This window comes from Streptomyces sp. NPDC017943 (assembly GCF_044328425.1).
Lineage (GTDB): Bacteria > Actinomycetota > Actinomycetes > Streptomycetales > Streptomycetaceae > Streptomyces > Streptomyces djakartensis_A.
The window spans coordinates 759,157-785,579 of the sequence record NZ_JBIRHH010000001.1 but is presented as its reverse complement, the minus strand read 5'-3'; the positions used below and the strand labels follow the sequence as shown (position 1 = coordinate 785,579).

At 73.0% G+C, this 26,423-nt stretch carries 21 protein-coding genes; 14 read left to right on the top strand and 7 right to left on the bottom strand.

Annotated features, from left to right (window positions below; genetic code table 11):
• Positions 1–18 precede the first annotated feature (18 nt).
• Positions 19–2,361: a galactose oxidase-like domain-containing protein gene (locus ACH4C6_RS03430; protein WP_398107119.1), complete on the top strand. Its 2,343-nt coding sequence runs from the start codon at positions 19–21 to the stop codon at positions 2,359–2,361.
• Between the two features lie 82 nt (positions 2,362–2,443).
• Here ACH4C6_RS03430 and ACH4C6_RS03425 read toward each other — a convergent pair whose 3' ends face one another.
• Together ACH4C6_RS03425 and ACH4C6_RS03420 are read right to left on the bottom strand one after the other, a co-directional pair.
• Positions 2,444–3,184: a Mut7-C RNAse domain-containing protein gene (locus ACH4C6_RS03425; RefSeq protein WP_398106829.1), complete on the bottom strand. Its 741-nt coding sequence runs from the start codon at positions 3,182–3,184 to the stop codon at positions 2,444–2,446.
• A 112-nt stretch (positions 3,185–3,296) separates the two neighbouring features.
• The gene (locus tag ACH4C6_RS03420) at positions 3,297–4,010 is read right to left on the bottom strand and encodes a hemolysin III family protein (protein WP_398106828.1); all 714 of its coding nucleotides are present in this window, start codon (positions 4,008–4,010) and stop codon (positions 3,297–3,299) included.
• Between the two features lie 325 nt (positions 4,011–4,335).
• Between ACH4C6_RS03420 and ACH4C6_RS03415 the strand changes: the two genes are divergently transcribed.
• Both ACH4C6_RS03415 and ACH4C6_RS03410 read left to right on the top strand, forming a co-directional pair.
• On the top strand, positions 4,336–6,165 hold the full coding sequence (locus ACH4C6_RS03415; RefSeq protein ID WP_398106827.1) for a phosphoenolpyruvate carboxykinase (GTP): 1,830 nt from the start codon (positions 4,336–4,338) through the stop codon (positions 6,163–6,165).
• 401 nt (positions 6,166–6,566) lie between these two features.
• The gene (locus ACH4C6_RS03410) at positions 6,567–7,628 is read left to right on the top strand and encodes a hypothetical protein (protein WP_398106826.1); all 1,062 of its coding nucleotides are present in this window, start codon (positions 6,567–6,569) and stop codon (positions 7,626–7,628) included.
• A 162-nt stretch (positions 7,629–7,790) separates the two neighbouring features.
• On the opposite strand, the gene ACH4C6_RS03405 is transcribed toward ACH4C6_RS03410, so the two are convergent.
• Together ACH4C6_RS03405 and ACH4C6_RS03400 are read right to left on the bottom strand one after the other, a co-directional pair.
• Positions 7,791–8,207, bottom strand: coding sequence for a hypothetical protein (locus ACH4C6_RS03405; protein ID WP_398106825.1), 417 nt, complete (start codon positions 8,205–8,207; stop codon positions 7,791–7,793).
• 152 nt (positions 8,208–8,359) lie between these two features.
• Positions 8,360–9,571: a pyridoxal phosphate-dependent aminotransferase gene (locus ACH4C6_RS03400; protein ID WP_398106824.1), complete on the bottom strand. Its 1,212-nt coding sequence runs from the start codon at positions 9,569–9,571 to the stop codon at positions 8,360–8,362.
• Between the two features lie 125 nt (positions 9,572–9,696).
• On the opposite strand from ACH4C6_RS03400, the gene ACH4C6_RS03395 reads away from it, so the two are divergent.
• The gene (locus ACH4C6_RS03395) at positions 9,697–10,455 is read left to right on the top strand and encodes a hypothetical protein (protein ID WP_398106823.1); all 759 of its coding nucleotides are present in this window, start codon (positions 9,697–9,699) and stop codon (positions 10,453–10,455) included.
• 161 nt (positions 10,456–10,616) lie between these two features.
• Complete coding sequence (locus ACH4C6_RS03390; RefSeq protein WP_398106822.1) at positions 10,617–11,543, top strand: serine protease; 927 nt, start codon at positions 10,617–10,619, stop codon at positions 11,541–11,543.
• 20 nt (positions 11,544–11,563) lie between these two features.
• Here ACH4C6_RS03390 and ACH4C6_RS03385 read toward each other — a convergent pair whose 3' ends face one another.
• Positions 11,564–13,177: an amidohydrolase family protein gene (locus tag ACH4C6_RS03385; protein ID WP_398106821.1), complete on the bottom strand. Its 1,614-nt coding sequence runs from the start codon at positions 13,175–13,177 to the stop codon at positions 11,564–11,566.
• Between the two features lie 13 nt (positions 13,178–13,190).
• Positions 13,191–14,474 (bottom strand): amino acid deaminase, encoded by a 1,284-nt coding sequence (locus ACH4C6_RS03380; protein WP_398106820.1) that lies wholly within the window; start codon positions 14,472–14,474, stop codon positions 13,191–13,193.
• 133 nt (positions 14,475–14,607) lie between these two features.
• Here ACH4C6_RS03380 and ACH4C6_RS03375 point away from each other — a divergent pair, with 133 nt between their 5' ends.
• The 5 genes from ACH4C6_RS03375 (at position 14,608) to ACH4C6_RS03355 (ending at position 18,982) form a co-directional block, all read left to right on the top strand.
• Positions 14,608–15,648, top strand: coding sequence for a sugar kinase (locus ACH4C6_RS03375; protein ID WP_398106819.1), 1,041 nt, complete (start codon positions 14,608–14,610; stop codon positions 15,646–15,648).
• A complete protein-coding gene (locus ACH4C6_RS03370; RefSeq protein WP_398106818.1) occupies positions 15,645–16,412 on the top strand; it encodes an IclR family transcriptional regulator in 768 nt (255 codons plus the stop codon). The genes ACH4C6_RS03375 and ACH4C6_RS03370 overlap by 4 nt, the downstream gene beginning before the upstream one ends.
• Positions 16,409–16,819 (top strand): RidA family protein, encoded by a 411-nt coding sequence (locus ACH4C6_RS03365; protein WP_398106817.1) that lies wholly within the window; start codon positions 16,409–16,411, stop codon positions 16,817–16,819. The genes ACH4C6_RS03370 and ACH4C6_RS03365 overlap by 4 nt, the downstream gene beginning before the upstream one ends.
• Before the next feature lie 103 nt (positions 16,820–16,922).
• Entirely contained in the window at positions 16,923–18,401 is a 1,479-nt protein-coding gene (locus ACH4C6_RS03360) for a GntP family permease (protein ID WP_398106816.1), read from the top strand.
• Between the two features lie 65 nt (positions 18,402–18,466).
• On the top strand, positions 18,467–18,982 hold the full coding sequence (locus ACH4C6_RS03355; RefSeq protein ID WP_398106815.1) for a hypothetical protein: 516 nt from the start codon (positions 18,467–18,469) through the stop codon (positions 18,980–18,982).
• Positions 18,983–19,004: 22 nt separating this feature from the next.
• On the opposite strand, the gene ACH4C6_RS03350 is transcribed toward ACH4C6_RS03355, so the two are convergent.
• The gene (locus ACH4C6_RS03350) at positions 19,005–20,351 is read right to left on the bottom strand and encodes a M14 family metallopeptidase (RefSeq protein WP_398106814.1); all 1,347 of its coding nucleotides are present in this window, start codon (positions 20,349–20,351) and stop codon (positions 19,005–19,007) included.
• A 273-nt stretch (positions 20,352–20,624) separates the two neighbouring features.
• On the opposite strand from ACH4C6_RS03350, the gene ACH4C6_RS03345 reads away from it, so the two are divergent.
• The 4 genes from ACH4C6_RS03345 (at position 20,625) to ACH4C6_RS03330 (ending at position 26,402) form a co-directional block, all read left to right on the top strand.
• Complete coding sequence (locus ACH4C6_RS03345; protein ID WP_398106813.1) at positions 20,625–23,468, top strand: LuxR C-terminal-related transcriptional regulator; 2,844 nt, start codon at positions 20,625–20,627, stop codon at positions 23,466–23,468.
• A gap of 42 nt (positions 23,469–23,510) precedes the next feature.
• Entirely contained in the window at positions 23,511–24,416 is a 906-nt protein-coding gene (locus ACH4C6_RS03340; protein ID WP_398106812.1) for an anti-sigma factor RsbA family regulatory protein, read from the top strand.
• Between the two features lie 81 nt (positions 24,417–24,497).
• Positions 24,498–24,980 carry an ATP-binding protein gene (locus tag ACH4C6_RS03335; RefSeq protein ID WP_398106811.1) on the top strand — a complete coding sequence of 161 codons (483 nt, stop codon included), beginning with the start codon at positions 24,498–24,500 and terminating at the stop codon, positions 24,978–24,980.
• A gap of 117 nt (positions 24,981–25,097) precedes the next feature.
• Positions 25,098–26,402: an Nramp family divalent metal transporter gene (locus ACH4C6_RS03330; RefSeq protein ID WP_398106810.1), complete on the top strand. Its 1,305-nt coding sequence runs from the start codon at positions 25,098–25,100 to the stop codon at positions 26,400–26,402.
• The last annotated feature ends 21 nt before the right edge of the window (positions 26,403–26,423 follow it).

Sequence of the window (26,423 nt, the reverse complement as noted above, 5' to 3'; positions counted from 1 at the left end):
CTCACCGCGGGTCTGCTGATGACCGCACCCCAGACCGCGTCGGCCGCCAACCTGATCAAGAACCCCGGCTTCGAGACCGCCGGCACCGGCGACATGCCGTACTGCTGGGAGAGGTCCGGCTGGGGCGACAACGACTTCACCTTCACCACCACCGCCGACGCGCACACCGGCACCAAGGCCATGAAGGTCGAACTGACCCGCCGCGTCGACGGCGACCGCAAGGCCCTGATCACCGAGTCCGCCGCCTGCGCCCCGGTGGTGACGCCGGGCAAGCAGTACGACCTGGGCCTCTGGTACAAGACGACCACGCCCGACGCGGCGATCACCCTGTTCCGGCACGACACCACGGCCGGCTGGCAGTACTGGACCGACCTCAAGACCCTGGACCTGGCGGGCGGCTGGACCGAGGCCACGGTCCGCACCCCCGAGGTCCCGGCCGGCACCGACCGCATCTCCTGGGGCGTGTCGGTCTACGGCACCGGCTCGGCCACCACCGACGACTACACGATGGACCAGGTGCCCGACCCGGTCCTGCCGCCGCAGTGCACGGGAACGGCCGCACAGTGCGCCGACGGCAGGTGGGACGTGCTGCCCACGCAGAACCCGGTCCGCTCGATGCACTCGGTCGTCCTGCGCAACGGCAAGGTGCTGCTGATCGCCGGCTCCGGCAACGACGAGTCGCAGTTCGAGGCCGGCACCTTCACCTCCGCCGTGTACGACCCGGCGAACGGCTCCTACAGAATCGTCCCGACGCCGAAGGACATGTTCTGCGCCGGGCACGTCCAGCTCCAGGACGGCCGGGTGCTGGTGATGTCCGGCAACAAGGGCTACCCGACGGCGGACGGCCGCGTCGGCTACCAGGGCTACAAGGACAGTTACGTCTTCGACCCGGAGACCGAGACCTACACCAGGACCAACGACATGAACGACGGCCACTGGTACCCGTCGGCGACGATCCTCGGCAACGGCGACGTCATCTCCTTCGGCGGCCTGCGCGAGGACTCCACCGGCTCGGTCACCGCCGAGCTGTTCTCCGAGGCCGAGCAGCGGTGGCAGCCGCTGTGGAAGGTCAACCAGACCTGGTCGTACTGGGGGCTGTACCCGTCGATGATCCTCATGCAGGACGGCCGCCTCTTCTACTCGGGCAGCCACGTCTTCGGCAACAACATCCCCGGCACCGGCTCGGCGATCTACGACTACGGCGCCAACACCACCACCCAGGTGCCGGGCCTGCGCAACAAGGACGAGCGCGACCAGTCGGCCAGCGTGCTGCTGCCCCCGGCGCAGGACCAGAAGGTCCTCACCCTCGGCGGCGGCAACATCGACTCCAATCCGGAGGCCAACCGCCTGACCGACATCATCGACCTCAAGCAGCCGAACCCGTCCTACGTGGCCGGGCCGCCGATCCCGCAGGGCACGGTCGACCTCGGCAACGGCCCGGTCCCGCAGACCGGGAACCAGGGCAAGATGTACGTCTCCGCCGTGCTCCTGCCCGACGGCAAGGTCCTGGAGACGGGCGGCGCCCTGCACAACCGCGCCGACCCGGTCTACGAGACCTCGCTCTTCGACCCCGCCTCGGAGACCTTCGACCCGGTGGCCGTCGACCCCGAGGCGCGCGGCTACCACTCCTCGGCGTTCCTGCTGCCCGACGGCCGCGTGATGACCACCGGCGACAACCCGGGCAACGGCTCCTGGAACCACGACGTGTCGGTCTACAGCCCGCCCTACCTGTTCAAGGGCCCGCGCCCGCGGATCACCTCGGTCATCGACACCGAGTGGACCTACGGCGACACCCAGCGCATCACGGTCGACCGGCCCATCGCCAAGGCCGAGCTGATCCGCCCGGCCGCGGTCACGCACTCCTCGGACCCGAACCAGCGGTTCGTCGACCTGCCGCTGTCCGTCGACGGCGACAACGTCGACCTGAACGTGACGAGCAACCCCAACCTGGCCCCGCCCGGCTGGTACATGCTCTTCGCGGTGGACGCGAACGGGGTGCCGTCGGTCGCCGAGTGGGTGCACCTCCAGGGCCCGCAGGCCCTGAAGGCGACCGACGCCTCGGCACACGTCCACGACTTCGCCGACGCACCGCGGGGCAAGGCCACGGGGCCCGGCAGGAAGCGGGTGTCGCAGCAGGTCGGTCCGACGGTCTCCGGCTGCGACCGCCACTACGGCTCGATCAACGTCTGCGTGCCGACGCGCTTCCCGGCGGAGGTGAAGAGGACGGCCGCGGCCCGCTGCGAGTGGCTCAGGACGAACGACTACGGCCGCCTGAAGGTCAACGGCAAGGACGACCCCTTGGGCCTGGACCGGAACAGGGACGGGATCGCCTGCGGCAAGGGGGACGTGACCAGGCGCTGAGAGCGCCTTCGAGGAACGCGCCTCACGGGCGGGGGGGGAACCGCGCGACCGGCGACGACGGCCGCGCGGTCCTCCACGCTCCTCAGCCGTCCACGGCGCTCGGGCCGAAGCTCGCCACGGCCCGCTCCACGATCGCCTCCAGCTGCTCGTGATGCGCACCCTTCCAGTAGGCCCGCCCGCACGCACCGCACCGCGCGAACACGTCGTAGGTCGCCTGCGTGCCGTGTTCGAGCTGGTCGGCGACCTCCTCCTTGGTCGCCCGGCGCAGCAGCCCGTTGCAGGCGGTGCAGCGCGTCCAGGGGCGCAGGTCGGGCCGGAACCGGTCCAGGACGTCCTCGAGCTGCTCCTCGGGCCGGGTGCTGTACACGAACGCCCCGGCCCACAGCTCGCGCCGGCGCAGCAGCCCCCGGTCGCGGCTCAGCATGACCCGCTGCTCGGCGGCGGAACGGGCGGCCAGTGCCGGGTCGCCGATGTCGGTCGACTCGTAGGCCGTGTCGACGCCGAGCAGGCGCAGCCGGCGGGCCAGCGTGCCGAGGTGGACGTCGAGGAGGAAGCGCAGAGGAGCGCCCGGCACGTGCTGCGGGCGGGTGACGGCCCGCACCTCCACCGACTCCCCGGCGACCGGGACGTGCGAGACCGGGACCTCGCGGCCGTCGGCGAGCAGGACGCCCACCTCGGTCAGCGGCACGCCCAGGGACTCGACGACGTGGCCGAGGCTGGAGACGCCGTCGGTGGCGGCCCGCACGGTGCCGTCCCGGCGGGCGCGGGGGACGAAGACGTGCAGGAGGGGCGCGAATTCGACGTGGATCTCGGGACCGTTCACCCGGTCAGGATGTCACGGGGACGGGCGCCGGCCGTGGGAGTTTCCGGCCGGCGGCCCGCGCCTGGGTCGAGGGCCGCGCGCAGCCCGTGCCGCGGGACGTCCGCCCACGGCTCTACCCGTGCTGGTAGGCGACCAGGGAGATGCCCACGTAGTGCGCGATGAAGGCCGCGAGCGTGAAGGAGTGGAACACCTCGTGGAAGCCGAACCAGCGGGGGGACGGGTTCGGCCGCTTGATGCCGTAGACGACACCGCCCGCGCTGTAGAACACGCCGCCGATCACGATCAGGACGAGGACGGCGATGCCGCCGGTGCGCATGAAGTCGGGCAGGTAGAACACGGCGGCCCAGCCCATGGCGATGTAGCACGGCGTGTAGAGCCAGCGCGGGGCGCCGACCCAGAAGACGCGGAACAGGATGCCGGCCGCGGCCGCGGCCCAGATGCCCCACAGCAGCCACCGGCCCTTGGCGTCCGGCAGGAGCAGCATGGTCAGGGGGGTGTAGGTGCCGGCGATGATCAGGAAGATGTTGGCGTGGTCCAGCCGGCGCAGGATGCCGTCCATGCGGGGGCTCCAGTCCCCGCGGTGGTACAGCGCGCTGACACCGAACAGCAGGCACGCCGTCAGCGCGTAGATCCCGCAGGCGATGCGTCCTCTGGTCGAGTCGGCGAGCGCGGTCAGGACGAGTCCCGCGACGAGCGCGGCCGGGAACATGCCCAGGTGGAGCCAGCCGCGGAGCTTCGGCTTCACCGGGTGCGGCAGGTGCAGCGCCTGCGGACCGCTGCCGTCGTCCGGCGTGTCCGTGGGCGCGTCGGGGGCGAACGCAGTCATGTCGGAATGGTAGCTACGGAACCGTAAGTGGCCTATCGGCAGGGTCCCTTCGCCGGCCGCGTGTGGGCGGTCCCACCTCGTCCCGGCCGATGGTCACGCAAATGGACGGTCAGGTGAACGCAACGTGCACGCAAAGCGCCCGTGAGAAACCGTGGCGATCCTCACGTTGCTCACCTGTGCGCTCCTCTGGACAGATGGGCACTTCCATCGGATGATCAAATGAGTGCGGTCGGCACCGGATGAGCGCCGAGTCACCGACAAGCATCCGGGTCGCAGCCCCCACGGGGCCTCCACAACGACACACATCCCTCATCTAGGAGCAATCGTGGCGCGCGACATCGCGGCTCCCACCGTCCCCACCACCCATCAGGGACTGATCTCGTGGGTCAACGAGATCGCAGAACTGACGCAGCCGGACAACGTGGTCTGGTGTGACGGATCCGAGGCCGAGTACGAGCGGCTGTGCGAGGAGCTCGTCCAGAAGGGCACCTTCCGGAAACTCGACCCGATCAAGCGCCCCCACTCCTACTACGCCGCCTCCGACCCGACCGACGTCGCCCGCGTCGAGGACCGGACCTTCATCTGCTCCGAGAAGGAAGAGGACGCGGGCCCGACCAACCACTGGAAGGCACCCGCCGAGATGCGGGAGATCTTCCAGGGCGCCGGCGGCGAGGGCGGCCTGTTCCGCGGCTCGATGCGCGGCCGGACCATGTACGTCGTGCCCTTCTGCATGGGCCCGCTCGGCTCGCCGCTGTCCGCGCTCGGCGTCGAGATCACGGACTCGGCGTACGTGGCCGTCTCGATGCGCACCATGACGCGCATGGGCCAGGCCGTGCTGGACGAGCTCGGCTCCGACGGCTTCTTCGTCAAGGCCGTCCACACCCTGGGCGCCCCGCTGGAGGCCGGCCGGCAGGACGTGCCGTGGCCGTGCAACCAGACCAAGTACATCTCGCACTTCCCCGAGGACCGCGAGATCTGGTCCTACGGCTCGGGCTACGGCGGCAACGCCCTGCTCGGCAAGAAGTGCTACGCGCTGCGCATCGCCTCCGTCATGGCCCGTGACGAGGGCTGGCTGGCCGAGCACATGCTCGTGCTGAAGCTGACCCCGCCGCGCGGCGAGGCCAAGTACGTCGCCGCAGCCTTCCCGAGCGCCTGCGGCAAGACCAACCTCGCCATGCTGGAGCCGACCGTCCCCGGCTGGACCGTCGAGACCATCGGCGACGACATCGCCTGGATGCGCTTCGGCGAGGACGGCCGCCTCTACGCCATCAACCCCGAGGCCGGCTTCTTCGGCGTCGCCCCCGGCACCGGCGAGCACACCAACGCCAACGCGATGAAGACGCTGTGGGGCAACGCCGTCTTCACCAACGTCGCCCTCACCGACGACAACGACGTGTGGTGGGAGGGCATGACGGAGGAGGCCCCGGCCCACCTCACGGACTGGAAGGGCAACGACTGGACGCCCGAGTCGGGCGTCCCGGCCGCGCACCCCAACGCCCGCTTCACCGTCCCGGCGTCGCAGTGCCCGATCATCGCGCCGGAGTGGGAGGACCCCAAGGGCGTGCCGATCTCGGCGATCCTCTTCGGCGGCCGCCGCGCCACCGCCGTGCCGCTGGTGACGGAGTCCTTCGACTGGAACCACGGCGTCTTCCTCGGCGCCAACGTGGCCTCCGAGAAGACCGCCGCCGCCGAGGGCAAGGTCGGCGAGCTGCGCCGCGACCCGTTCGCGATGCTGCCCTTCTGCGGCTACAACATGGGCGACTACATGGCCCACTGGGTCGACGTGGCCAAGGACAAGGACCAGTCCAAGCTGCCGAAGATCTACTACGTCAACTGGTTCCGCAAGAACGACGAGGGCGCCTTCGTCTGGCCCGGCTTCGGCGAGAACAGCCGCGTCCTGAAGTGGATCGTGGAGCGCCTGGACGGCAAGGCCGACGGCGTCGAGACCCCCATCGGCGTCCTGCCGACCAAGGAGTCCCTCGACACCGACGGCCTGGAACTGGCCGAGTCCGACCTGGAGTTCCTGCTCACGGTCGACAAGGAGGTCTGGCGCGAGGAGGCCGCCCTTGTCCCCGAGCACCTCAACACCTTCGGCGACCACACGCCGAAGGAGCTGTGGGACCAGTACCGCGCCCTGGTGGAGCGCCTGGGCTGAGCCCCACCCCGAACTCCGCGGCCGGCACGGATGTGCCCTGACCAGTGATCGTCACGGCCGGCCGCGGGACGAACCGGCGGGACCCGCACAACGGCGTGCGGGGTTCCGAGCCCGTCGCCGCCCTCCGTCCGCCCCGACGGAACCCGGTGGCGACAGGCACACTCCCGCCCGCTTCGGCGCGGCCCGCCCCGCGGGCTCACGAACGTGCCGATGCATGACCGAGCGCCCCGGCCGACGCCCCGCGTCGCCCGGGGCGCCCGGGCGTCTCCGGCACAAGCCGGGTGCACGGCCGAGCGCACGGCCGGCGCCCGGGCCTCCGCGCCGGCTGCTCCGACGGGCCGCGTACGGTACGTGTAGTGGGCACCTGATCGTCGTCCCGGTGCCGAGGAGACCTGGGCACCATGGCAGCAACCACCCACTGGCTGGGCGACCCGCCCGCGGAGCACCACCCGCTGACCGCCTGGGCGTTGTCCCGGATCGCCGCGACGGTCGCCGAGGACGCCCGGGTGGACGCGGTGGTCGAGATCTCCTACGAGGAGCGGGAGTCCGCGCCGGAGCTCGCTGGGCCGTTCGGTTGCGGGACGACCGGCGGGCCCGCCCCCCGGTGGCCCGGGGGGACACGGGCCTTCCGGCTGGAAGGGGTCTCGTCCGCCCTCCTCCGGGAGGAGGACTCCTGCGAGCCGTGGGCCGCCCTGTTCGACCCCGCCCGGCTGATCCGGGGCATCGGGGCGGTGACGCGGGCCGAGCGCGGTGAGGGGGGCGTCGAACTCTCCCTGGTTCCGCACCCGCTGTTCGCCGACCCCACCGACGCATGGCTGCCGCCCGGTGCCCGGGGCCTGGTCGTGCGGCTCGATCCGGTCACCGGTTTCCTGTCGTCCGCCACGCTCCACGACGACCGCGGCCCGCTGGCCACGGCCCGGGTCGAGGAACCGGGCGTCCGCGACGTGAGGTCGTCGGCCGCCGCGGGGCGGGTGGTGGCGCGGATGGCCAGGACCCTGGTCGAGCCCGTCCGGCTGACGGCCGACGTCGCCGTCGAGGCCGACCCGTACGAGGACCTGACCTTCGCGGGCGAGCCGTCGGCCCGGTCCTGGACGGTCTCGGCCTCCGGGCGGGAGCTGACGGTGACCGGGGACTACGCGCCGGACGCGACGAGCCCGGCGGCGGCCCGGCTGGCCGAACTGCTCGCCCCGGCCAGGATCGTGTCCCACCTGGCGCACGTCACGGCCGTCTCGGCGACCTCCGTGCGGGCGGGTGTCCGTCCGCTGCGCGCCTTTCCGCTCAGCGCCTGGGCCTCTGACGAGAGCCTGACCTGCGATTTCACGATCGACCCGGAGACGGGTGTCCTGGTGCGGGCGGAAGCGACGGCTGAGGGGACGGCTGGGGCGACGGGCGGCGAGGAGGCGGACGGCCGCGTGGTCCTCCGTCACGTCGTCACCGCCCTCGGCGCTTCGGCCCAGGGCTGATCCGGGCCGTCCCGGGCCGAGTCCGTCGCGCCGTCCGGACGGACCGCCCGGCCCGGCGTGACGACGCCCGGTGGCCCTCACGAGCACGTGCGTGGCGCCCGGTCCGCGCGTCGCTGCGGGTGCGCGCGGACCGGGGCCGTCGGGGGGAGCCCCGAAGGGGGCTCAGCGGGAGGCGAGTGCGCGGGGCTCCAGGGCCGCCGTGTGGGCGTCCATGCGCTCGGCGGCCAGGATCGCGGCCGCCGTGTCGGCGCGCGAGGCGGCGACGACCAGCGCGCGGCCCGCCAGTGCGTGCGCCTTGCGGTGCAGGGCGGCGGCACTGCGCTCGCGCCGCGTGCCGGTCACCCGCGCCGGGGCGGGGCCGCCCCTGAGCCGGCCCACCTGCTCCGCCAGCCGCTCCGCCGCCGTGTCCAGGTCGGCCGAGTCCTCCCGTGCGCGCAGCTCGTCCGTGACGGCGAGCAGGGCGGCCAGGTGCCCGGCGAGCTGGATGTCCAGCTCCTCCTCACGGGAACGGTGGGGGTAGTCCGGGTTGGGGCCGTCAGCCGTGTGGTGGACCGACTTCGTGCGGATCGGTTCGTACATGGGAGGGCCTCCTGAGTTCAACAGGAAACCATCCTAGCTTGGATTTCGTCTAAAGTTGAGTCGTTCACAAGATCGGACTGTCTGTACACATACGGTGAGCGGGCCGTCGGCCGGCAAGCCGGCGGGGTCGGTCGGCCGGAAAGCCGGCCGGGTCAGGTCTGGCCGTAGCCGTCCAGGAAGTGGCCGATCCGGCTCACCGCGTCGCGCAGGTCCCCGACCGTCGGCAGGGTCACCACCCGGAAGTGGTCCGGCTCGGGCCAGTTGAAGCCCGTGCCCTGCACGACCATGATCTTCTCGCGCCGGAGCAGGTCGAGCACCATCCGGCGGTCGTCCTTGATCTTGAAGACCTTGGGGTCCAGGCGTGGGAAGAGGTACAGCGCCCCCTTCGGCTTCACGCAGCTCACCCCCGGGATCTGCGTCAGCATCTCGTACGCCACGTCCCGCTGCTCGCGCAGCCGCCCGCCCGGCAGGACCAGGTCATTGATCGTCTGGCGTCCGCTGAGCGCGGCGACGACCCCGTGCTGTCCCGGCATGTTGGCGCACAGGCGCATGTTCGCCAGGATCGTCAGGCCCTCGATGTAGGAGTCGGCGTGCGCGCGGGGCCCCGAGATCGACATCCACCCGACCCGGTAGCCGGCCACCCGGTACGCCTTCGACATGCCGTTGAAGGTGAGGGTCAGCAGGTCGGGGGCGACCTTGGCGGTCGGGGTGTGCACGGCCTCGTCGTACAGGATCTTGTCGTAGATCTCGTCGGAGCAGACCAGCAGGTTGTGGCGGCGGGCGATGTCGGTCAGGCCCTTGATCATCGCCTCGTCGTAGACCGCGCCCGTCGGGTTGTTCGGGTTGATGATGACGAGGGCCTTGGTGCGGTCGGTGACCTTGCGCTCGATGTCGGCGAGATCCGGCATCCAGTCGGACTGCTCGTCGCAGCGGTAGTGGACCGCCGTGCCGCCGGAGAGGGAGACGGCCGCCGTCCACAGCGGGTAGTCCGGGGCCGGGACGAGCACCTCGTCGCCGTCGTCCAGCAGGCCCTGCATCGCCATCACGATCAGCTCGGAGACGCCGTTGCCGATGAAGACGTGCTCGACGTCCGTCTCGATGCCGAGGGTCTGGTTGTGCATGACGACGGCGCGGCGCGCGGCCAGCAGGCCCTTGGCGTCCCCGTAGCCGTGCGCCGAGGAGACGTTGCGGAGGATGTCCTCCAGGATCTCCGGCGGGCACTCGAAGCCGAACGCCGCCGGGTTGCCGGTGTTCAGCTTGAGGATCTTGTGGCCGGCCGCTTCCAGCCGCATCGCCTCCTCGAGCACCGGGCCCCGGATCTCGTAACAGACGTTGGCGAGCTTGGTCGACTGGATCACCTGCATGCAGGGAGCTTACGGCCCGGTAACGCGGGGCGGGTCGTGTTTTCCGCCACGTGAGACGGGGCGCTTTGGTGGGATATCGCCGCGCGCTGTCCCACCAGCGCCTTCGGTCCCTGGAATGCGCCGCCATGCCCGAGCAGTTCGAGTACGCCGATGGAGCGACGGGCGGCGGCCCGCCGGGGCCGCCGCCCGTCTATCTGCCGCGCGGCGCCGCCCGCCCCGTGTACGAGGCCTACGCGGATCCGGCGGCCGCGCACGGCTGGCAGGACGGCTACGGCGCCGGGGGAGCCGCCTCGGCCGCGGGCGGTGGCGCGGACGGCGCCCCTGCCGACGGGCTTCCCGGCGGTGCGGACGGCTCGCGGGAGCCCTCCGCCGGACCGCCGCGGCGCCGTCCGGGCGCGGGGGGCGGGTCCCGGCGCAAGCCCCGGCAGGGAGCCGCGCGCCGTCCGGTGGCGGCCGGCGCCGTGGGCGCCGTGGCGGTGGCCGCCGTGGTCGCCCTGGTCGCCGCCGTGGGCGGGTCCTCCCCGTCCGGTTCGCCCTCCGGCGGGACGCGGGGCGGTCAGGGCGGGCGCACGGCTCCGGCCGCGCAGGAGTCCCCGGCAGCGTCGCCCACCGGCACCGCGTCCGTGCCGCCTGCCGTCCCGCTCACCGATGCGCCGGACGGCCCGGACACGTCCGGCGGGCCGTCCGCGTCCGCGTCCGCGAGTCCCGCCCGCGTCGCGGGTGCGGACCCGGCCCCGTCCGCCACCGACGGCGCTCCGCCCGCGTCCGGCGGCACGGCGACCGGGGCTCCGGAGGACCCCTCGCCCACGGTCGCGTCCGCGGGCCCCGGCCGGTCCGGCGGGAAACCGGGGCGCGGACCGGGCGGGACGAAGGGGCCCAAGTAATCGGCCGGAAAGGCCGGTTGGGACGCCCTGTGACGGAACCTGCCGTTCCGGTCGTGGAACAGGTGCTTGTGCGGACCCCTTGCGGCGATCACAATGCACATGACAACAGTGCGGGCGGCCGGAGGATCTCCGGCCGCCTCCGTCGCAAGAGGGGACCCCCCATGAGAAAACCTCTCGCCGCCGCGTTCCTCGCCCTGGCGATAGCCGGGGCCGGCGCGGCTCCCGCGACCGCCGCCGACGTCGCCCCCACGGGCGTCGGCAAGGCCGCGGACGCGGGCCCGGCCACGTCTGCCGTGTCGGACGTGGTCGCGTCCGTCGGGCAGGCGCTGTCCGGGCTCACCCGGCCGTCGGCCCAGGCCGTCACCTTCGCCGGCACCGTCGCGCTCAGCAACTGCTCCGGCTCCGTGGTGCGCATGCCGGACTCCGAGAGCGACGACCCGGCGCTGGTGATGACCAACGGCCACTGCCTGGAGTCCGGCTTCCCCAGCCCCGGACAGGTGCTCGTCGACCGGTCGTCCAGCCGTACGTTCAGCCTGCTCAACGCCTCCGGCTCGCGCGTCGCCACCCTGCGCGCCGCGAAGCTCGCCTACGGCACGATGACCGACACGGACGTCGCGCTGTACCAGCTCAGCACCACCTACGGGCGCATCAAGAGCGCGTACGGAATCGACGCGCTGACGCTGACCGACGCCCACCCGGTCGCCGGCACCGCCATCAGCATCCCCTCCGGGTACTGGAAGCGGATCTACAGCTGCACCATCGACGGGTTCGTGCCCACGCTGAAGGAGGGCGGCTGGACCTGGAAGGACTCGGTCCGCTACACCTCCGCCTGCAACACCATCGGCGGCACGTCCGGCTCGCCCGTCGTCGACCAGGCCACCAACAAGGTCGTCGCCATCAACAACACCGGCAACGAGGACGGTGAGCGCTGCACGGTGAACAACCCGTGCGAGGTCGACGCAGGCGGCAACGTGACGGTCCGCCAGGGCATCAACTACGCCCAGCAGACCTACGGGATCCCCGCCTGTTTCGGCATCGACAGCAAGCTCGACCTGAGCGCGAGCGGCTGCACCCTGCCCAAGCCGTAGGGAAGGGGCCGGCCGGGCGGTCACGCGGGGGGAGTCCCGCGCACCGCCCGGCCCGCCAGCACGTCCGTGCGCCGGCCGTCCTCGATCACGAACCGGCCGTCCACCAGGACGTACGGAATGCCCGTCGGCAGGGTGCGCGGCGCGGCGAACGTCGAGCCCGCCGCCACCGTCGCCGGGTCGAACAGCACCAGGTCGGCCACGTACCCCTCGCGGACCAGGCCCCGGTCGGGCAGGCGCAGCCGCGCGGCCGGGCGCGAGGTGAGGTGCGCGACGCACTCCTCCAGCGTCAGCACTCCCAACTCCCGCACGTAGTGCCCGAGGTAGTGCGGGAAGGTGCCGTAGGCGCGCGGATGCGGCTTGGCGCCCTGGAGGATGCCGTCCGAGCCGCCGGTGTGCACCCGGTGGCGCATGATCTCCCGGACGTTCTCCTCGTGGCCCACGTGCTGGAGGATCGTCGGGGCCAGCCGGTCCGCCAGCAGCAGGCCCCGCGCCGTCACCCACGGCTCCTCGCCCCGCAGTGCCGCGGACTCCTCCACCGTCCGGCCGACGAACGGGGCCAGGGCCGGGTCGTTCACGCCGGAGATCTCGATGGTGTCCCACTCGACGGGCACGCCGTGGCAGCCGTCGGAGCCGACGACCTCCAGGTGGTGGCGGATGCGCTCGGCGGTGGCGTCGTCCGCCAGCCGCCCGAGGGTCTTCTCCGGGCCGCCCTCGCTCGCCCAGCTCGGCAGGACGGCCGCGAGGGTGGTGCAGCCGGGGGTGTAGGGATAGGTGTCGAGGCTGATGTCCGCGCCGTCCGCGAGAGCCCGGTCCAGCAGGGCCAGCAGCTCGGGCGCCCGGCCCTTGTTCACGCCGAAGTTCATGGTGGCGTGGGCGAGATGCAGCGCACAGCCCGCCTCCCGGGTCAGCGCGACCATCTCCCGGTAGGCCTCCAGGGCGCCCGCGCCGTAGGAGCGGTGGTGCGGGCAGTAGTAGCCGCCGTAGGACGCCACCACCCGGCACAGCTCGGTCAGTTCGGCGTCCCGCGCGTACATGCCCGGGGTGTACGTCAGTCCCGACGACATGCCGACGGCGCCCTGCTCCATGCCCTCGGCCACCAGCTGCCGCATCCGCTCCAGCTCCCGCGGGGTGGCCGGCCGGTCCTCCCAGCCGACGGCGAGTGCCCGGACCGTGCCCTGCGGGATCAGGTAGGCCGCGTTGACGGCGATCCCGCGGTCCAGCCGGTCGAGGTACTCGCCGACCGTGCGCCAGTCGAAGTCGATGTCGTCCCCGGGGCCGTTCCACCCGGCGATCGCCCGGCGCACCTCGCCGAGCGTACGGTCGTCGACCGGCGCGTACGACAGGCCGTCCTGGCCGATGACCTCCAGGGTGACGCCCTGGGCGGCCTTGGCGCTGTGGTCGGGGTCGCGCAGCAGCGCCAGGTCGCTGTGGGCGTGCATGTCGACGAAGCCGGGGGAGAGGACCAGCCCCTCGGCGTCCAGTTCCCGGCGGGCCCTCGGCCGCTGGCAGCCGGCCGCCGCGGCCTCCTTGACGATCCCCACGATGCGGCCGCCGTCGATCACGACGTCGGCCCGGTAGACGTCCGCGCCGGAGCCGTCGACGACGTCGGCGTCCCGGATGACGAGCTCTTCCATCGCCGCCGACCTCCTAGAAGAACGTGCGCACGTAGTCGACGACCGTGCCGTCCGCCTCGGCGACGGGGATCAGCTGCCACTTGTCGAACGAGGTGCACGGGTGGGACAGCCCGAGCCCGACCCAGTCGCCGACCTCCAGGTCCGCCTCCGGCGCGGTGCTCAGCCAGGCGTGCTGGTCGGACAGGGCCGTCACCGTGACGCCGGTGGCGGGGCGCTCGGCGCCCTCGCGGCGCAGCACCTGGGCGACGGGCAGGTCGAGGTCGTGGGCGGCGTCCCGCTTGCCCGCGTTGAGGAAGGCCTGCTCCGTGGAGGGCCGCGACACCACCTGGGCCCACAGGCGGAACGCGGGCTCCAGGGCGCCCTCCTCGGGGACCCGGTTGAACGGGGTGAGCTTGCGGTAGTGGCCGTCGTCGTGGGAGACGTACGCGCCCGAGCGGAGCAACTTCAGCACGGGCGAGGACAGTTCGGGGATCTGAGCGAACACGTCGGCGACCGCGTCGAACCAGGCGCTGCCGCCCGCGCTGACCACGATCTCGTCCAGGCCCGTGAACCGCCCGGCCTTGTCGAAGGCTGCGGCCAGCGCCACCAGCCGCCGCAGCCACGCCGTCACCCGCTCGGTGTCGGCCTTCGGCACCTCGCCCTCGTAGCCCGCGACGCCGGCCAGGCGCAGGGTCCGCGTGGCGGCCACCGCGTCCGCGACCGCCGCGCACCCGGTCTCGGTGCGGACGCCGGTGCGGGCGCCCTCACCGGCGGCGAGCTCGACGACGACGTCCACCGGGCGGGTGGCGCCGGCGTCCCGCAGCGCGGCGTCCATCAGCTCCACGCCGCGCACCGAGTCGACGTAGCAGACGAACCGGAAGTCCGGGTCGGCGTCCAGCTCGGCGGCGATCCACCGCAGGGCCGCCGCGTCGACCAGCTCGTTGGCCAGGAACACCCGCCGGACCCCGAACGCCCGCGCGACCCGCACCTGGTGCGGCACGGCGAGCGTGATGCCCCACGCCCCGTGCTCGATCTGCCGCTGGAACAGCTGGGGTGCCATGGAGGTCTTGCCGTGCGGGGCGAAGGCCAGGCCGTGCCGGGCCGCGTAGGTCTCCATGAGCTCCAGGTTGTGCTCCAGCCGCTCCGCGGACAGCGCGAGCACGGGGGTGGCGAACCCGTCCGTGAAGAGGTTGCGGCGCTGGGCGGCCAGCTCGCCGACGGTCAGCCCGTCGGCGTCCGGCGGAAGCCCCTTGAAGCGGTGGTCGACCCGCTCGGCGGCCAGCCGGGCGAGGGAATCGGCTGCGGTGTCGGCTGGCATGAACCCTCCTGATCAGCGGTGTTGCATTACTTGCAACATTCATTGCGTATAGCGCTCAACGCTGTCTAACATCTCGGCCACCCCCGGTCAATGGATCAGCCATCCACCGGACCACCGAGGAGCTACGAGCATCGTGACCCCCACCGGACCCTGCAACGCCCCCGACGTCGTGGACGTCGTCGCGCTCGGCGAGTCCATGGTCACGTTCCTGCCCTCCCGGCCGGGCCGCCTCGCCGACGTGCCGTCCTTCGACCGCGGGATCGGCGGCGCGGAGTCCAACGTGGCGTGCGTGCTGGCGGCAGCGGGCCACTCCACCCGGTGGGTCAGCGCCGTGGGCGCCGACGGCTTCGGCGACCACCTCGTCGCGGAGATCGGCGGGTACGGCGTCGACGTCGCGTCCGTGCGGCGCGACCCGGCCCGCCCGACCGGCATCTACTTCCGCACCGCGGGCGACCGCGCGGACGACGCCCACGAGGTCGCCTACTACCGGGCCGGCTCGGCCGCCTCGGCCATGTCCACCGCCACGGTCGACCTGGCGGCGGCCCGCGCCGGACGCGTCCTGCACCTGTCCGGGATCACGGCGGCCCTGTCCGGAACCTGCCTCGACCTGCTGTGGGAACTGACCGAGCCGGGAACGGAACGCCCGCTCGTCTCCTTCGACGTCAACCACCGCCCGGGGCTGTGGGCCGAACCGGACCGGGCGCGGGTGCTGCTCGACCTGGCCCGCCGCGCGGACGTCGTCTTCGTCGGCGCCGACGAGGCCCTCGACGCCTGGGGCCTGAGCGGGGCGGCCGCCATCCGGGCCGCGCTGCCCGAGCCCGCCCTGGTGGTCGTCAAGCTGGGTGCGGACGGCGCCGTCGCCCTCGGCGGGGACACCACACGTGTGCGCGCCCCCCGGGTCGACGTCGTCGCCGCCGTCGGCGCCGGGGACGCCTTCGCCGCCGGGTTCCTGTCCGCCACCCTGCGCCGGCTGCCCGTGCGGGACCGGCTGCGGCACGGGCACCTGACGGCCGCCGCCGCGCTCACCGTCCCCGGCGACCTCGCCGCGCCGCCGGCCCGGGACCACGCCGACCGCCTCGCCGCCCTGGACGAGGACGCATGGGGGAGACTGCGACTCGGCCCGGGCTGGACCGAGGACGCACAGCGGGCCGACGAGGAGGTACGTACGTCATGAGCCAGACCGTCGACCGCGCGCTGAGCATCCTGCCGCTGCTCGCCGAGGGCCCCGCCGACCTGGGGCAGGTCGCCGACCGCCTCGGCGTGCACAAGTCCACCGCCCTGCGCCTGCTGCGCACCCTGCACGAGCACGGCCTGGTCTACCGCCAGTCCGACCAGCGCTACCGGCTGGGCGCCCGGCTCTTCGCTCTCGCCCAGGAGGCGATGGAGAACCTCGACGTCCGCGAGATCGCCCACCCCCACCTGGTCCGCCTCAACGAGAGCTGCGGGCACACCGTGCACCTCGCCGTGTACGAGGAGAACGAGGTCCTCTACATCGACAAGGTCGACAGCCGCTACCCGGTGCGCATGTACTCGCGGATCGGCAAGCCCGTCGCCATCACCGTCGCCGCGGTCGCCAAGCTGCTGCTGGCCGACCTGCCCGAGCACGAGCGGCGGGCCGTCGCCGAGAAGCTCGACTACCCCTCCTACACGTCCCGTTCGACCCCCCACGCCGGCGCGTTCCTGCGCGAGCTGGAGAAGGTGCGCGAACAGGGCTGGGCCACCGACCTCGGCGGCCACGAGGAGTCCATCAACTGCGTCGCGGCGCCCATCCGCGGCGCCGACGGCCGGGTCGTCGCCGCCATGTCGGTCTCCGCGCCGAACGTCGTCGTCACCGCCGACGAACTCCTCACCCTCCTGCCGCTGGTGCGCCGCACGGCCGACGCCATCAGCGGGGAGTACTCCGGCAGAACACCAGTGAAGGGCACCACCACCGCATGACCGACAAGATCGCACTCACCCCGAAGACCCACACCACCCCGCCGGCCCGGTTCTCCCACGGGGTGAGGAAGGGCAACATCCTCCAGGTCGCCGGGCAGGTCGGCTTCCTGCCCGCCGAGGAGGGCAAGGCGCCCACGCCCGCCGGCCCGGCCCTGCGCGAGCAGACCCTCCAGACCCTCGCCAACGTCAAGGCCATCCTGGAGGAGGGCGGCGCCTCCTGGGACGACGTGATGATGATCCGCGTCTACCTGACGGACGTGGCCCACTTCCCCGAGTTCAACGGGATCTACGACGCGTACTTCGCGGAGCAGGGGCTGACCCAGCCGCCCGCCGCGCGCACGACCGTCTACGTCGGCCTGCCCGCGGGTCTCCTCGTCGAGATCGACGCGCTGGCCGTCCTCGGCTGACCCACCCCCACCCCGCCTTCCCCGAGGCGCGGCGCCTTCGATGCGCCGCGCCGCGCTCCCCCCTACCCAGAAGCTGCATGCCCTTACGCAGAGGACCCCCCGTATGTCCCATCCGCTCGCCGCGTCCGCCCCCGCCGAAGCCCCGCCGCACACCGGAGGACTGCTCCTCCTCGTCGACGGCACCGCCGGGCTCCTGCTCACCGCCGCGCTCGGCATCGCACTGCTGCTCTTCCTCATCATCAGGACGAGGCTCCAGCCCTTCGTCGCCCTGCTGGCGGTCTCCATAGCCGTCGGCCTCGCGGCCGGCCTGTCCGTCACCGAACTCTTCGGCACCGTCCAGAAGTCGGACGCCGTCTCCACCATCGAGTCCGGCATGGGCGGGATCCTCGGCCATGTCGCCATCATCATCGGCCTGGGCACCATGCTCGGCGCGATCCTCGAAGTCAGCGGCGGCGCCCAGGTGCTGGCGACCCGTCTGCTCGGCCTGTTCGGCGAGAAGCGCGCCCCGCTCGCCATGGGCCTGACGGGCCTGATCTTCGGCATCCCGGTCTTCTTCGACGTCGGCATCTTCGTCCTGGCGCCCATCGTCTACGCGGCCGCCAAGCGGTCGGGCAGGTCGATCCTGCTGTACTGCCTGCCGCTGCTCGCGGGCCTGTCGGTCACGCACGCCTTCCTGCCGCCGCACCCCGGCCCGGTCGCCGCCGCCGGCCTCCTCCACGTCGACCTCGGCTGGGTCATCCTCATGGGCATCGTCTGCGGTCTGCCCGCCGTAGTGGCCGCGTGGGGCTACGCCGCGTGGATCGGCCGGCGCGTCTTCGTCGCCGTGCCGCAGGACATGGTCGACGCGGCGCAGGAGGCCAGGCAGGCCGTCGTGGACGAGCAGCGCGCCGCCGGGGTGGAGCCGCGCGAGGACCCGGTCCCCCTCGGCACGGTCCTCGGCATCATCGGCACGCCCCTGGTGCTCATCCTCGCCGCCACCTTCTCCTCGATCGCCCTGAACCCCTCCACCCTCCGCTCGGTGGTCGAGTTCTTCGGCAACCCGTTCGTGGCGCTGACGATCGCCCTGTTCCTCGCGTACTACCTGCTCGGCATCCGCCGCGGCTGGTCCCGCAAGTCCCTGGAGACGGTGTCGACGGCGTCCCTCAAGCCGGTGGGCAACATCCTGCTGGTGGTCGGCGCGGGCGGCGTCTTCGGCGCCGTCCTCAAGGCGAGCGGCGTGGCCCAGGCCCTGTCGGACACGTTCCACGGCGTCGGCCTGCCGGTGATCGTGCTGTCCTACCTGATCTCCGTCGTGCTGCGCGTCGCCCAGGGCTCGGCGACGGTGGCGATCGTGACGACGGCCGGCATCGTCGCGCCGCTGCTGTCCGAGGGCGACCACTCCCAGGCGTTCGTCGCCCTGGTCATCATGGCCATCAGCGCCGGTTCCATCTTCGCCTCGCACGTCAACGACGGCGGATTCTGGATGGTGGCCAAGTACTTCGGCATCAGCGAGCGCGACACGCTCAAATCGTGGACGGTGCTGGAGAGCGTGCTGTCGCTCGCCGGGTTCGCGGTCGCGGCGGTGCTGAGCCTGTTCGTGTAGGGGTCTGATAACGAAGTCGGGTCCGACTGTGTGCCGCACAGGTTTGTCGACCATACTGCTGGGCTGTGGAGCAGCGCATAGGTTCGAGCAGCCAGCCCCTGGAAGGCGCCGGATTCGATCCGGCCTTCATCCCCGGGCTCACGTCACCCGCGTCCCCACGGGCGAAGGACGGCGAGCCGGTGGACGAACCCGAGACGGCCGAGGCGGAGCAGGCCGAGGACGCCGAGGCGGCCGCCGCCGGGCCGGAGGAGACGGACACGGTGTCCTCCTCCGGGCCGGAGGACACCGTGTCCGGCGGGCCCGTGTTCGAGGCGTCCGACCGCCGCGCGCGGATGACCGCCGACCACAGGGGAGTTCGCCTCTGCCTGGACGACCAGGAGTGCGAGTTCCGCTGGGACGAGATCGGCGCGGTGGAGACGGAGACGGCCCGCTTCGGCAAGCGGTACACCGTCACCGTCCACACCCCTGACCGGCGCTGGTACCCGATCGAGATCGAGGCGCCGGCCAGGAGCCACTTCAAGGAGTGGGACGAGCAGTTGGACGCGGTCCTGGACGCCTACTTCGAGGAGAACGCCGAGTAAGGGGCGCGAGGAACCGCGCACCTCAGCTGCAGTACTGGGCTTCCTTCCCGATGGACCTGTACATGCAGTCGGCGTTCTCCAGCAACTGCAGGACCGCGTCGCGGTTGCGGGAGGTCTCCCGCTCGATCACCTCGTCGGGCGGGTAGAACCCACCCCCACCGGACCGGGGGTACATCTCGAAGGTGTACGCGAAGATCTTGTGCGTCCCCCAGAGGTAGTCGTCGATCGACCCGTCCGTGATGTAGAGGTCGCTGGACTGCTCCGCCGTGTAGCCGTTGCTCGCGGCCATCTTCCGCCCGACCGCCTTGAACGCCGCGTTGTCGTCCGCGGTCATGCCGGTCGTGGTGTCCGAGTACGTGTAGCCGAACGGCCACAGCACCAGTTCGCTGTAGGTGTGGAAGTCCACCCCGGCCGTGATCTGCTGCTCGCCGCCGACGACCCTGCTGCGCACGAAGTCGGCCACGACCTTCACCTCGGGCGCGGACTCCGCCGCCCGGCCCCGGTAGGTCTCCGAGGACGTCGAGCCGGAGGAGCCGCCGCAGCAGCCCCAGCGGTAGTTCCAGTTGCGGTTCAGGTCGGTGCCGACGTAGGACGAACCGGAGTTGGGCTGGCGGTTCTTGCGCCAGGAGCGGTAGGAGCCGGTGGCGATGTCGTACTCGCCGCCGTCCGGGTTGATGTCCGGGACGATCCAGATCTCGCGGTTGTTCACCATGCTGGTGACGCGGGAGTCGGATCCGTAGCCGGAGGTCAGCTCGCGCAGCAGGTAGAGCGCCATCTCGACCGTCAGGTGCTCACGGGCGTGCTGGTGGTGGGTGAACAGGACCTCCGGCTCGGACTCGTCCGCGGCCACGTTGTCGCTGATCTTGACGGCGACGATGTTGCGGCCCTGGTACGAGGTGCCGATGACGCGCTGGCTCGCGATGGAGGGATTGGCGGCGACGATCGCGTTGATCTCGCTCGTCATCTCCGCGTAGTTGTGGTACTTCGAGTCGCCCGACGGGAAGTCGAAGAGCCGGACGTCGTCCTTGCCCGCCGACCGGTCGGGCACCGCGCCGAGCGGGGTGACCTCGTAGCCCTGGGCGCGCAGTCTCCTGATCTGGTCGGCGCGGCCGGAGACCACGACACCGTGGCTGTCGGCCTCGTCGACGCTCACGCCGGTGCGCTGGAGCGCCGTGCGGTCCTCGGCCGTCGCGTGCAGGTGGACCTCGTACTGCCGGATGTCATCGGCCGAGGAGGCGGCCTTCGGTGCGCTGTCGGCGGTGGCGTCGGAGGTCGTCCCGTAGAGGGGAGCCGCGAGGGCGAGGGCGAGGAGGGTGGCGAGCGCGGCGGTGCGTCTGCCGGCGCCCGGTCCTGACGTGCGAAGTCGCATGAAATCTCCTGGTGGGAGGTGGGGTTGTTCCGTGCGACGTGCGTGGTGCGGGTGGCGCACATCGTTCTGCCAATGGCATGAGCAGGTCAAGACTGAAAGCGGCCGCGCAGTGTACGCGTGCGGTGTGGTGGTGGGGGAGGAGCGGCACAAGTGCACCCGGGGGTGTGATCCGCGCGAGCCTATCGACCCGTGACCGGGAGAGGGTGGGGGCTCGCGCATGGGGAGCCGGGACGACCGGACCCCGGGACCACACCCCCGAAGGACTGGCTGATCATGGGCGGATCAGCGCCACGACGGGAGCATTCCCTGCCGGCCGAGACGACCAGCTTCGTCGACCGGCGTGGCGAACTGACCGAGGGCCGCGAACTGCTGGCCCGCGCACGGCTGGTGACGCTGACCGGGCCGGGCGGCGTCGGCAAGACCCGGCTGGCCGCGCGCCTCGCGGCCCGGGTACGGCGGGCCTTCCCGGACGGCGTCCGGATCGTGCACCTGTCCGGGCTGCACGACCCGGACCTCGTCCCGCTCGCCGTCGCCGACGCGCTCGGGCTGCACGACCACTCCAGCCGGCCGCAGCCGGACGCCCTGGTCGAGCAGGTGCGCGAGCGGCGGCTGCTCCTGGTCCTGGACAACTGCGAGCACCTGGCGGCCGCCTGCGCCCGGCTGGCGGCGGCGCTGCTGCGCGGTGCCGAGGGTGTCCGGATCCTCGCCACCAGCCGGCACCGGCTCGGGCTCACCGAGGAGCATCTGATGGAGGTGCGTCCGCTGCCGGTGCCCGATCCCGACGGCGACCTGTCGGCCGCCGAGGGCTACCCGGCCCTCACCCTCTTCGCCGACCGGGCCGCCGCCGTCGTCCCCGGCTTCCGCCTCACCCCCGCCAACCGGGCGGCCGTGGCCCGCCTGTGCCGCCGGCTGGACGGTCTGCCCCTCGCCATCGAACTCGCCGCCGTCCGCATGCGCGTGCTCGACGCCGAGCAGCTGCTGGCCCGCCTCGACGACCGCTACCGCGTCCTGACCACCGGCAGCCCCGCGGCCCAGCCCCGCCACCAGACCCTGCGCGCGGCGGTCGCCTGGAGCCACGACCTGTGCACCGGCCCGGAGCGGCTGGCGTGGGCCCGCCTGTCGGTCCTGGCGGGCACGTTCGACGCGGGGACCGCGGAGACGGTGTGCGCGGACGCCCCACCCGTGACGCCGCCCGGGCCGGAGTCATTGCCCGGCCCGGACGGGCCGCCCGAGTGGTCGCCCGGGCCGGAGCCGTTGCCCTGCTCGGACGGGCCGGCCGTGTCGCCTCCCGGGCCGGAGCCGTTGCCCTGCTCGGACGGGCCGCCCGTGTGGCTGCCCGGGCCGGAGCCGTTGCCCTGCTCGGACGGGCCGCCCGTGTGGCTGCCCGGGCCGGAGTCATTGCCCGGCTCGGACGGGCCGCCCGTGTGGCTGCCCGGGCCCGAGCCGTTGCCCGGCCCGGACGGGCCCTCCGTCTCGCCGCCCGTCTGGTCGCCCGGGCCGGAGTCATTGCCCTGCTCGGACGGGCCACCCGGGCCGGGCCCGGTACTCGTTGCGGGGGCCGGGACCGGCGTGGGGCCGCTGTTCCGCCCCCTCGTGCCGCCCGTGGCCGAGCCGCCGTCCGGACACCCGGCGCCGTCCGTGTCCGGCCCTCGGGACGCGGAGGACCGGCGTGCCGGGCCCCGTCGGGACTTCCTGCGTGCGGACGACGTCCTGGACGCCCTGGCCGGGCTCGTGGACAAGTCCGTGCTGGAGCGGGAGACGGGGCCCGGCGGGGTGCGCTACCGGATGCTCGACACCCTGCGGGAGTACGGGCTGGAGCAGTTGCGGCGCGTCGCGGGGGAGGAGGCCGCCCGGCGGCGGCAGCGCGACCACGTCCTGCGGCGGGTCGAGGCGTACGAGCGGGCGTGGTTCGGGCCCGGCCAGCCGGAGGCCGTCGCCCGGCTGCGCGCCGACCGGGACGCCCTGCGCGCGGCACTGGACTTCAGCCTGACCACACCCGGCGAGGCCCTCGCCGGACTGCGCCTCGCGGGCACGCTCTGGTTCTACTGGCACGCCTGCGGCGCCTCCCGCGAGGGCCTGCACTGGCTCGACCGCGCCCTCGCCGCCTGCCCCGAGCCGACCCGGGAGCGGGCCCGCGGCCTGTGGGTGGCCGGTCTGCTCGCCGCCGCCACGCAGGACCTCCCCCGGGGCCGCCGGCACGCCGCCGACGCCCTCGCCCTGGCCCGCGCCCTGGGCGACGCTCCCGAGGCCGCGCACGCCGAGTACGTCATCGGCGTCATCCGGCTGTTCGGTGACGACCTGCCCGGGGCGCTGACCCACTTCGAGGCGACCGTCGCCCGCGGCCCGGTGCCCGGCCAGCACCTCAGTCTCGTGGGCCTCGACCAGGTCGAACTGGCCTGCGCGCTGGGCTTCCTCGGCGAGGCCGACCGGGCCGTGGACGTCTGCGAGCGGGCCCTGCGGCTGTGCGAGCGGCACGGCGAGCAGTGGGTGCGCTCGTACGTGACGCGCATGCTCGCCCTGGCGCACACCGTGCGCGGCGACTGGGCCCGGGCCGAGCGGCACGCCCGTGAGGCGCTGCGGCTGAAAGCCGCCGTCCACGACGTCATCGGCATGGCCCTCACCCTCGACCTGCTCGCCTCCGTCGCGGCCGAACGCGGCGCCCACGAGCGCACCGCCGTGCTGCTGGGCGGCGCCGACCGCCTCTGGTCCGGCATCCACGCCGGCCGCTGGGGCTCGCGCGCCCTCAACTCCGCGCGCGGACGCAGCGAGGAGCTGGCGTGCCGGGCCCTGGGACAGGAGGCGTTCGACCGGGCCCACCGGCACGGCGGCGGCCTCACCCTGGCCGACCTCACCGGCCACGCGCTCCAGGAGCCCGGCCGCCCCCGCCCCGGCGGGCCCGACGCGCCGCAACCCGCGCAGGACGGCCGCGCGGCCCGGCTCACCCGCCGCGAGGACGAGGTCGCCCGGCTCGTCGCCGAAGGACTCGCCAACCAGCAGATCGCCGACCGCCTGGTGATCGCCCGCCGCACCGCCGAGGGTCACGTGGAACGCATCCTCGGCAAGCTCGGGTTCAGCAACCGCAGCCAGATCGCCGCCTGGGTGGCGGCCCGGCGCTGACCCGCCGCCCACCTCCATCCGCACCCACCCCGAGGGGATCGCATGACCGACGGACGACCCGCCCCGTTCGACCACCGCATCACCGTCTTCGGCTCCGACGACGCCTTCCTCGCCGCCGCCCTGCCCTTCCTGGCCGAAGGGCTCGCCGCCCCCGGCGAACCCCCGCCCGTGGCCATCGCCGCACCGCACCACCTGGACCTGCTGCGCGACGCCCTCGGCGGCGACGCCGACGACGTCGTCCGCATCCCGCACACCGACTGGTACACCGGATCCGCCGCCAACGCGGTCGCCCAGGCCGCCGGCTACCTCACCGCGCACGCCGGTCCGGGCGGCGGCATCCACCTGCTCATGGAGCCGGTGTGGGGCGGCCGTGCCGGACGGTCGGCGCGCGAGACCACCGAGTGGATCCGCTACGAGGCCCTCGCCAACCTGCTGTTCGCGCCCCTGGCCACGACGGCCCTGTGCGCCTACGACACCCGCACCGCCGGGCCCGCCGTCGTCGCCGCGGCCCTGCGCGCCCACCCGGGCACGGGGGTGTACCGGGAGCCGGAGCGGATCGCGGCCGAACTCGACGCCGTCCCCCTGCCGCTGCCCCCGGCCGGGGCCCGGACCCTCCCGGCCGGGCCGGACGCGGCGGCCGTGCGGAGCTGGGCCGAGGGGCGGGGCCTGCCCGCCGCGGAGGCCGAACTGTTCGCCGCCGCCGTGGCGGAGACCGCCGCCGCCCTGGCGCCCCTCGACGGTGCCGCCCTGGTGTGGGGCGAGGCGCCCGCGTGCGTGTGCGAACTGCGCTCCGCACGCCGCGTCGACGACCCGCTCGCCGGATTCGTCCCGCCCCCGGCCGACGGCGGCGAACCGGCACCCGGCCTGTGGTACGCGCGCCAGGTATGCGCGTACGTGGACATCCGCGACGACAGCGACGGCGCCACGGTCCGCCTGCAGTACGCGTAGGCCCCCCACCTGCGCGAGCAGGTACGGGAACGGGTAGTCCTCCCCCTGCGCCCGGTCGTACCCGAGGATCACCCTGGAGGCATGCTGCAACTCTCCGGGTGCCCCGTCCCGGACCCCGACGCCCACCACGGCCCGTTCCCCCAGCCGCCCCTGGGAGCGGGCCACCTCAGCGTCGAGTACGCCCCCGGGCCCGTCACCGTCCGCGAGGCGCGCGCGGAGGTGCGCAGGGCACTGGAGGACTGGGGCCTCGACGAGCGCGGCGAGGTCGTGGACGTGGCGGAGCTGCTCGTCGGCGAGCTGGCCACCAACGCGCTGGTGCACGCCGGGACTCCCTTCCGGCTCACGCTCACCGCCGCACACGGCGTCCTGCGCTGCGAGGTCGCCGACACCGAGCGGCGGGTGCCCCGGGTCGTCGAGGCGGGCACCGGGGAGAGCGGCCGCGGGATGTTCCTGGTGGACGCGCTGGCCCGGCGCTGGGGCTGTCACCGGGACGGGCCGGGCAAGACCGTGTGGTTCGAACTCGGCACGTGCCGTGCGGACGGCTGCGGCGGGCGGCAGCCGTGACGCCCCACCGGGCCGGGCCGCTCACCGGATGCGGTGCTCGCGCCGTTCCCCGCGCCCCCGAGCCGGACGGCCACCGCCCTCTTGTCGGCCGCGGCGCCATGCGGTTTCTTGATCTGCATGGCTGACACCACGGAGAACCAGGCCACCCACCCCCCACAACCCCGGAAAGCCGGCTGGAAGTACATCGGCCCGGGCATCGTCGTCGCGGCGACCGGTGTCGGCGCCGGCGACCTCGTCGCCACCCTCATCGCGGGCAGCAACTTCGGCTACACCCTGCTGTGGGCCGCGATCATCGGCTGTCTGGTGAAGATCTCCCTGGCCGAGGCGGCGGGCCGCTGGCACCTGTCCACCGGCCGCACCCTCTTCGACGGCTGGGCGAGCCTGGGCCGCTGGACGACCTGGTTCTTCGCGGTCTACGTCGTGGTGTGGGGCTTCGTGTACGGCGCGGCGGCGATGTCCTCCAGCGCGCTCCCGTTGCAGGCGCTCTTCCCGGGCGTGATGGACCTGAAGTGGTGGGGCATCGCCTGCGGGCTGGTCGGGCTGGTCTTCGTCTGGTTCAACAAGTACGCGGTGTTCGAGAAGGTCATGACCATCCTGGTCGGCGTCATGTTCGTGGTGACGGTGTACCTGGCCGTCCGGGTCACGCCGAACCTCGCGGACGCCTTCGCCGGTCTGCTGCCCGTCCTGCCGGACGAGAAGGACTCGATCCTCAACACCCTGGGCCTGATCGGCGGCGTCGGCGGCACCATCACCCTCGCCGCGTACGGCTACTGGGTCAACGCCAAGGGCTGGACGAACACCGGCTGGATGAAGGTCATGCGGCTGGACAACCGGGTCGCCTACCTCACCACCGGCGTCTTCGTCATCGCGATGCTCTTCGTCGGCGCCGAGCTGCTGCACTCGGCGAACGTGGCCATCGCCAGCGGCGACAAGGGCCTGGTCCAGCTCGGTGACATCCTGGAGGAGCAGTACGGCGAGGCCACGGCCACGTTCTTCCTCATCGGCTTCTTCGCCACGTCCTTCACCTCGCTGATCGGCGTGTGGCACGGCGTGAGCCTGATGTTCGCCGACTTCGTGGCCCGGCTGACGGGCAAGGGCCAGGCCAAGGGCGAGGAGGTCGCCTCGGGCGAGCGGGAACGCTCCTGGTCCTTCCGCGGCTATCTGCTGTGGCTGACCTTTCCGCCGATGCTCCTGCTCTTCGAGGGGCAGCCGTTCCGCCTGGTCATCATCTACGGCGTGCTGGGCGCGGCGTTCATGCCGTTCCTCGCCGGCACGCTCATCTGGCTCCTCAACACCTCGCGCACCCCGCGCGAGTGGCGCAACGGCCCGCTCAGCAACGTGATGCTGGCCGTGGCCGGGCTGCTGTTCCTGGTGCTGTGCCTGAAGCAGATCTGGGACCAGCCCTGGGGCGACTTCTTCTAGCCGGACGGCCGCGGCAGCCGT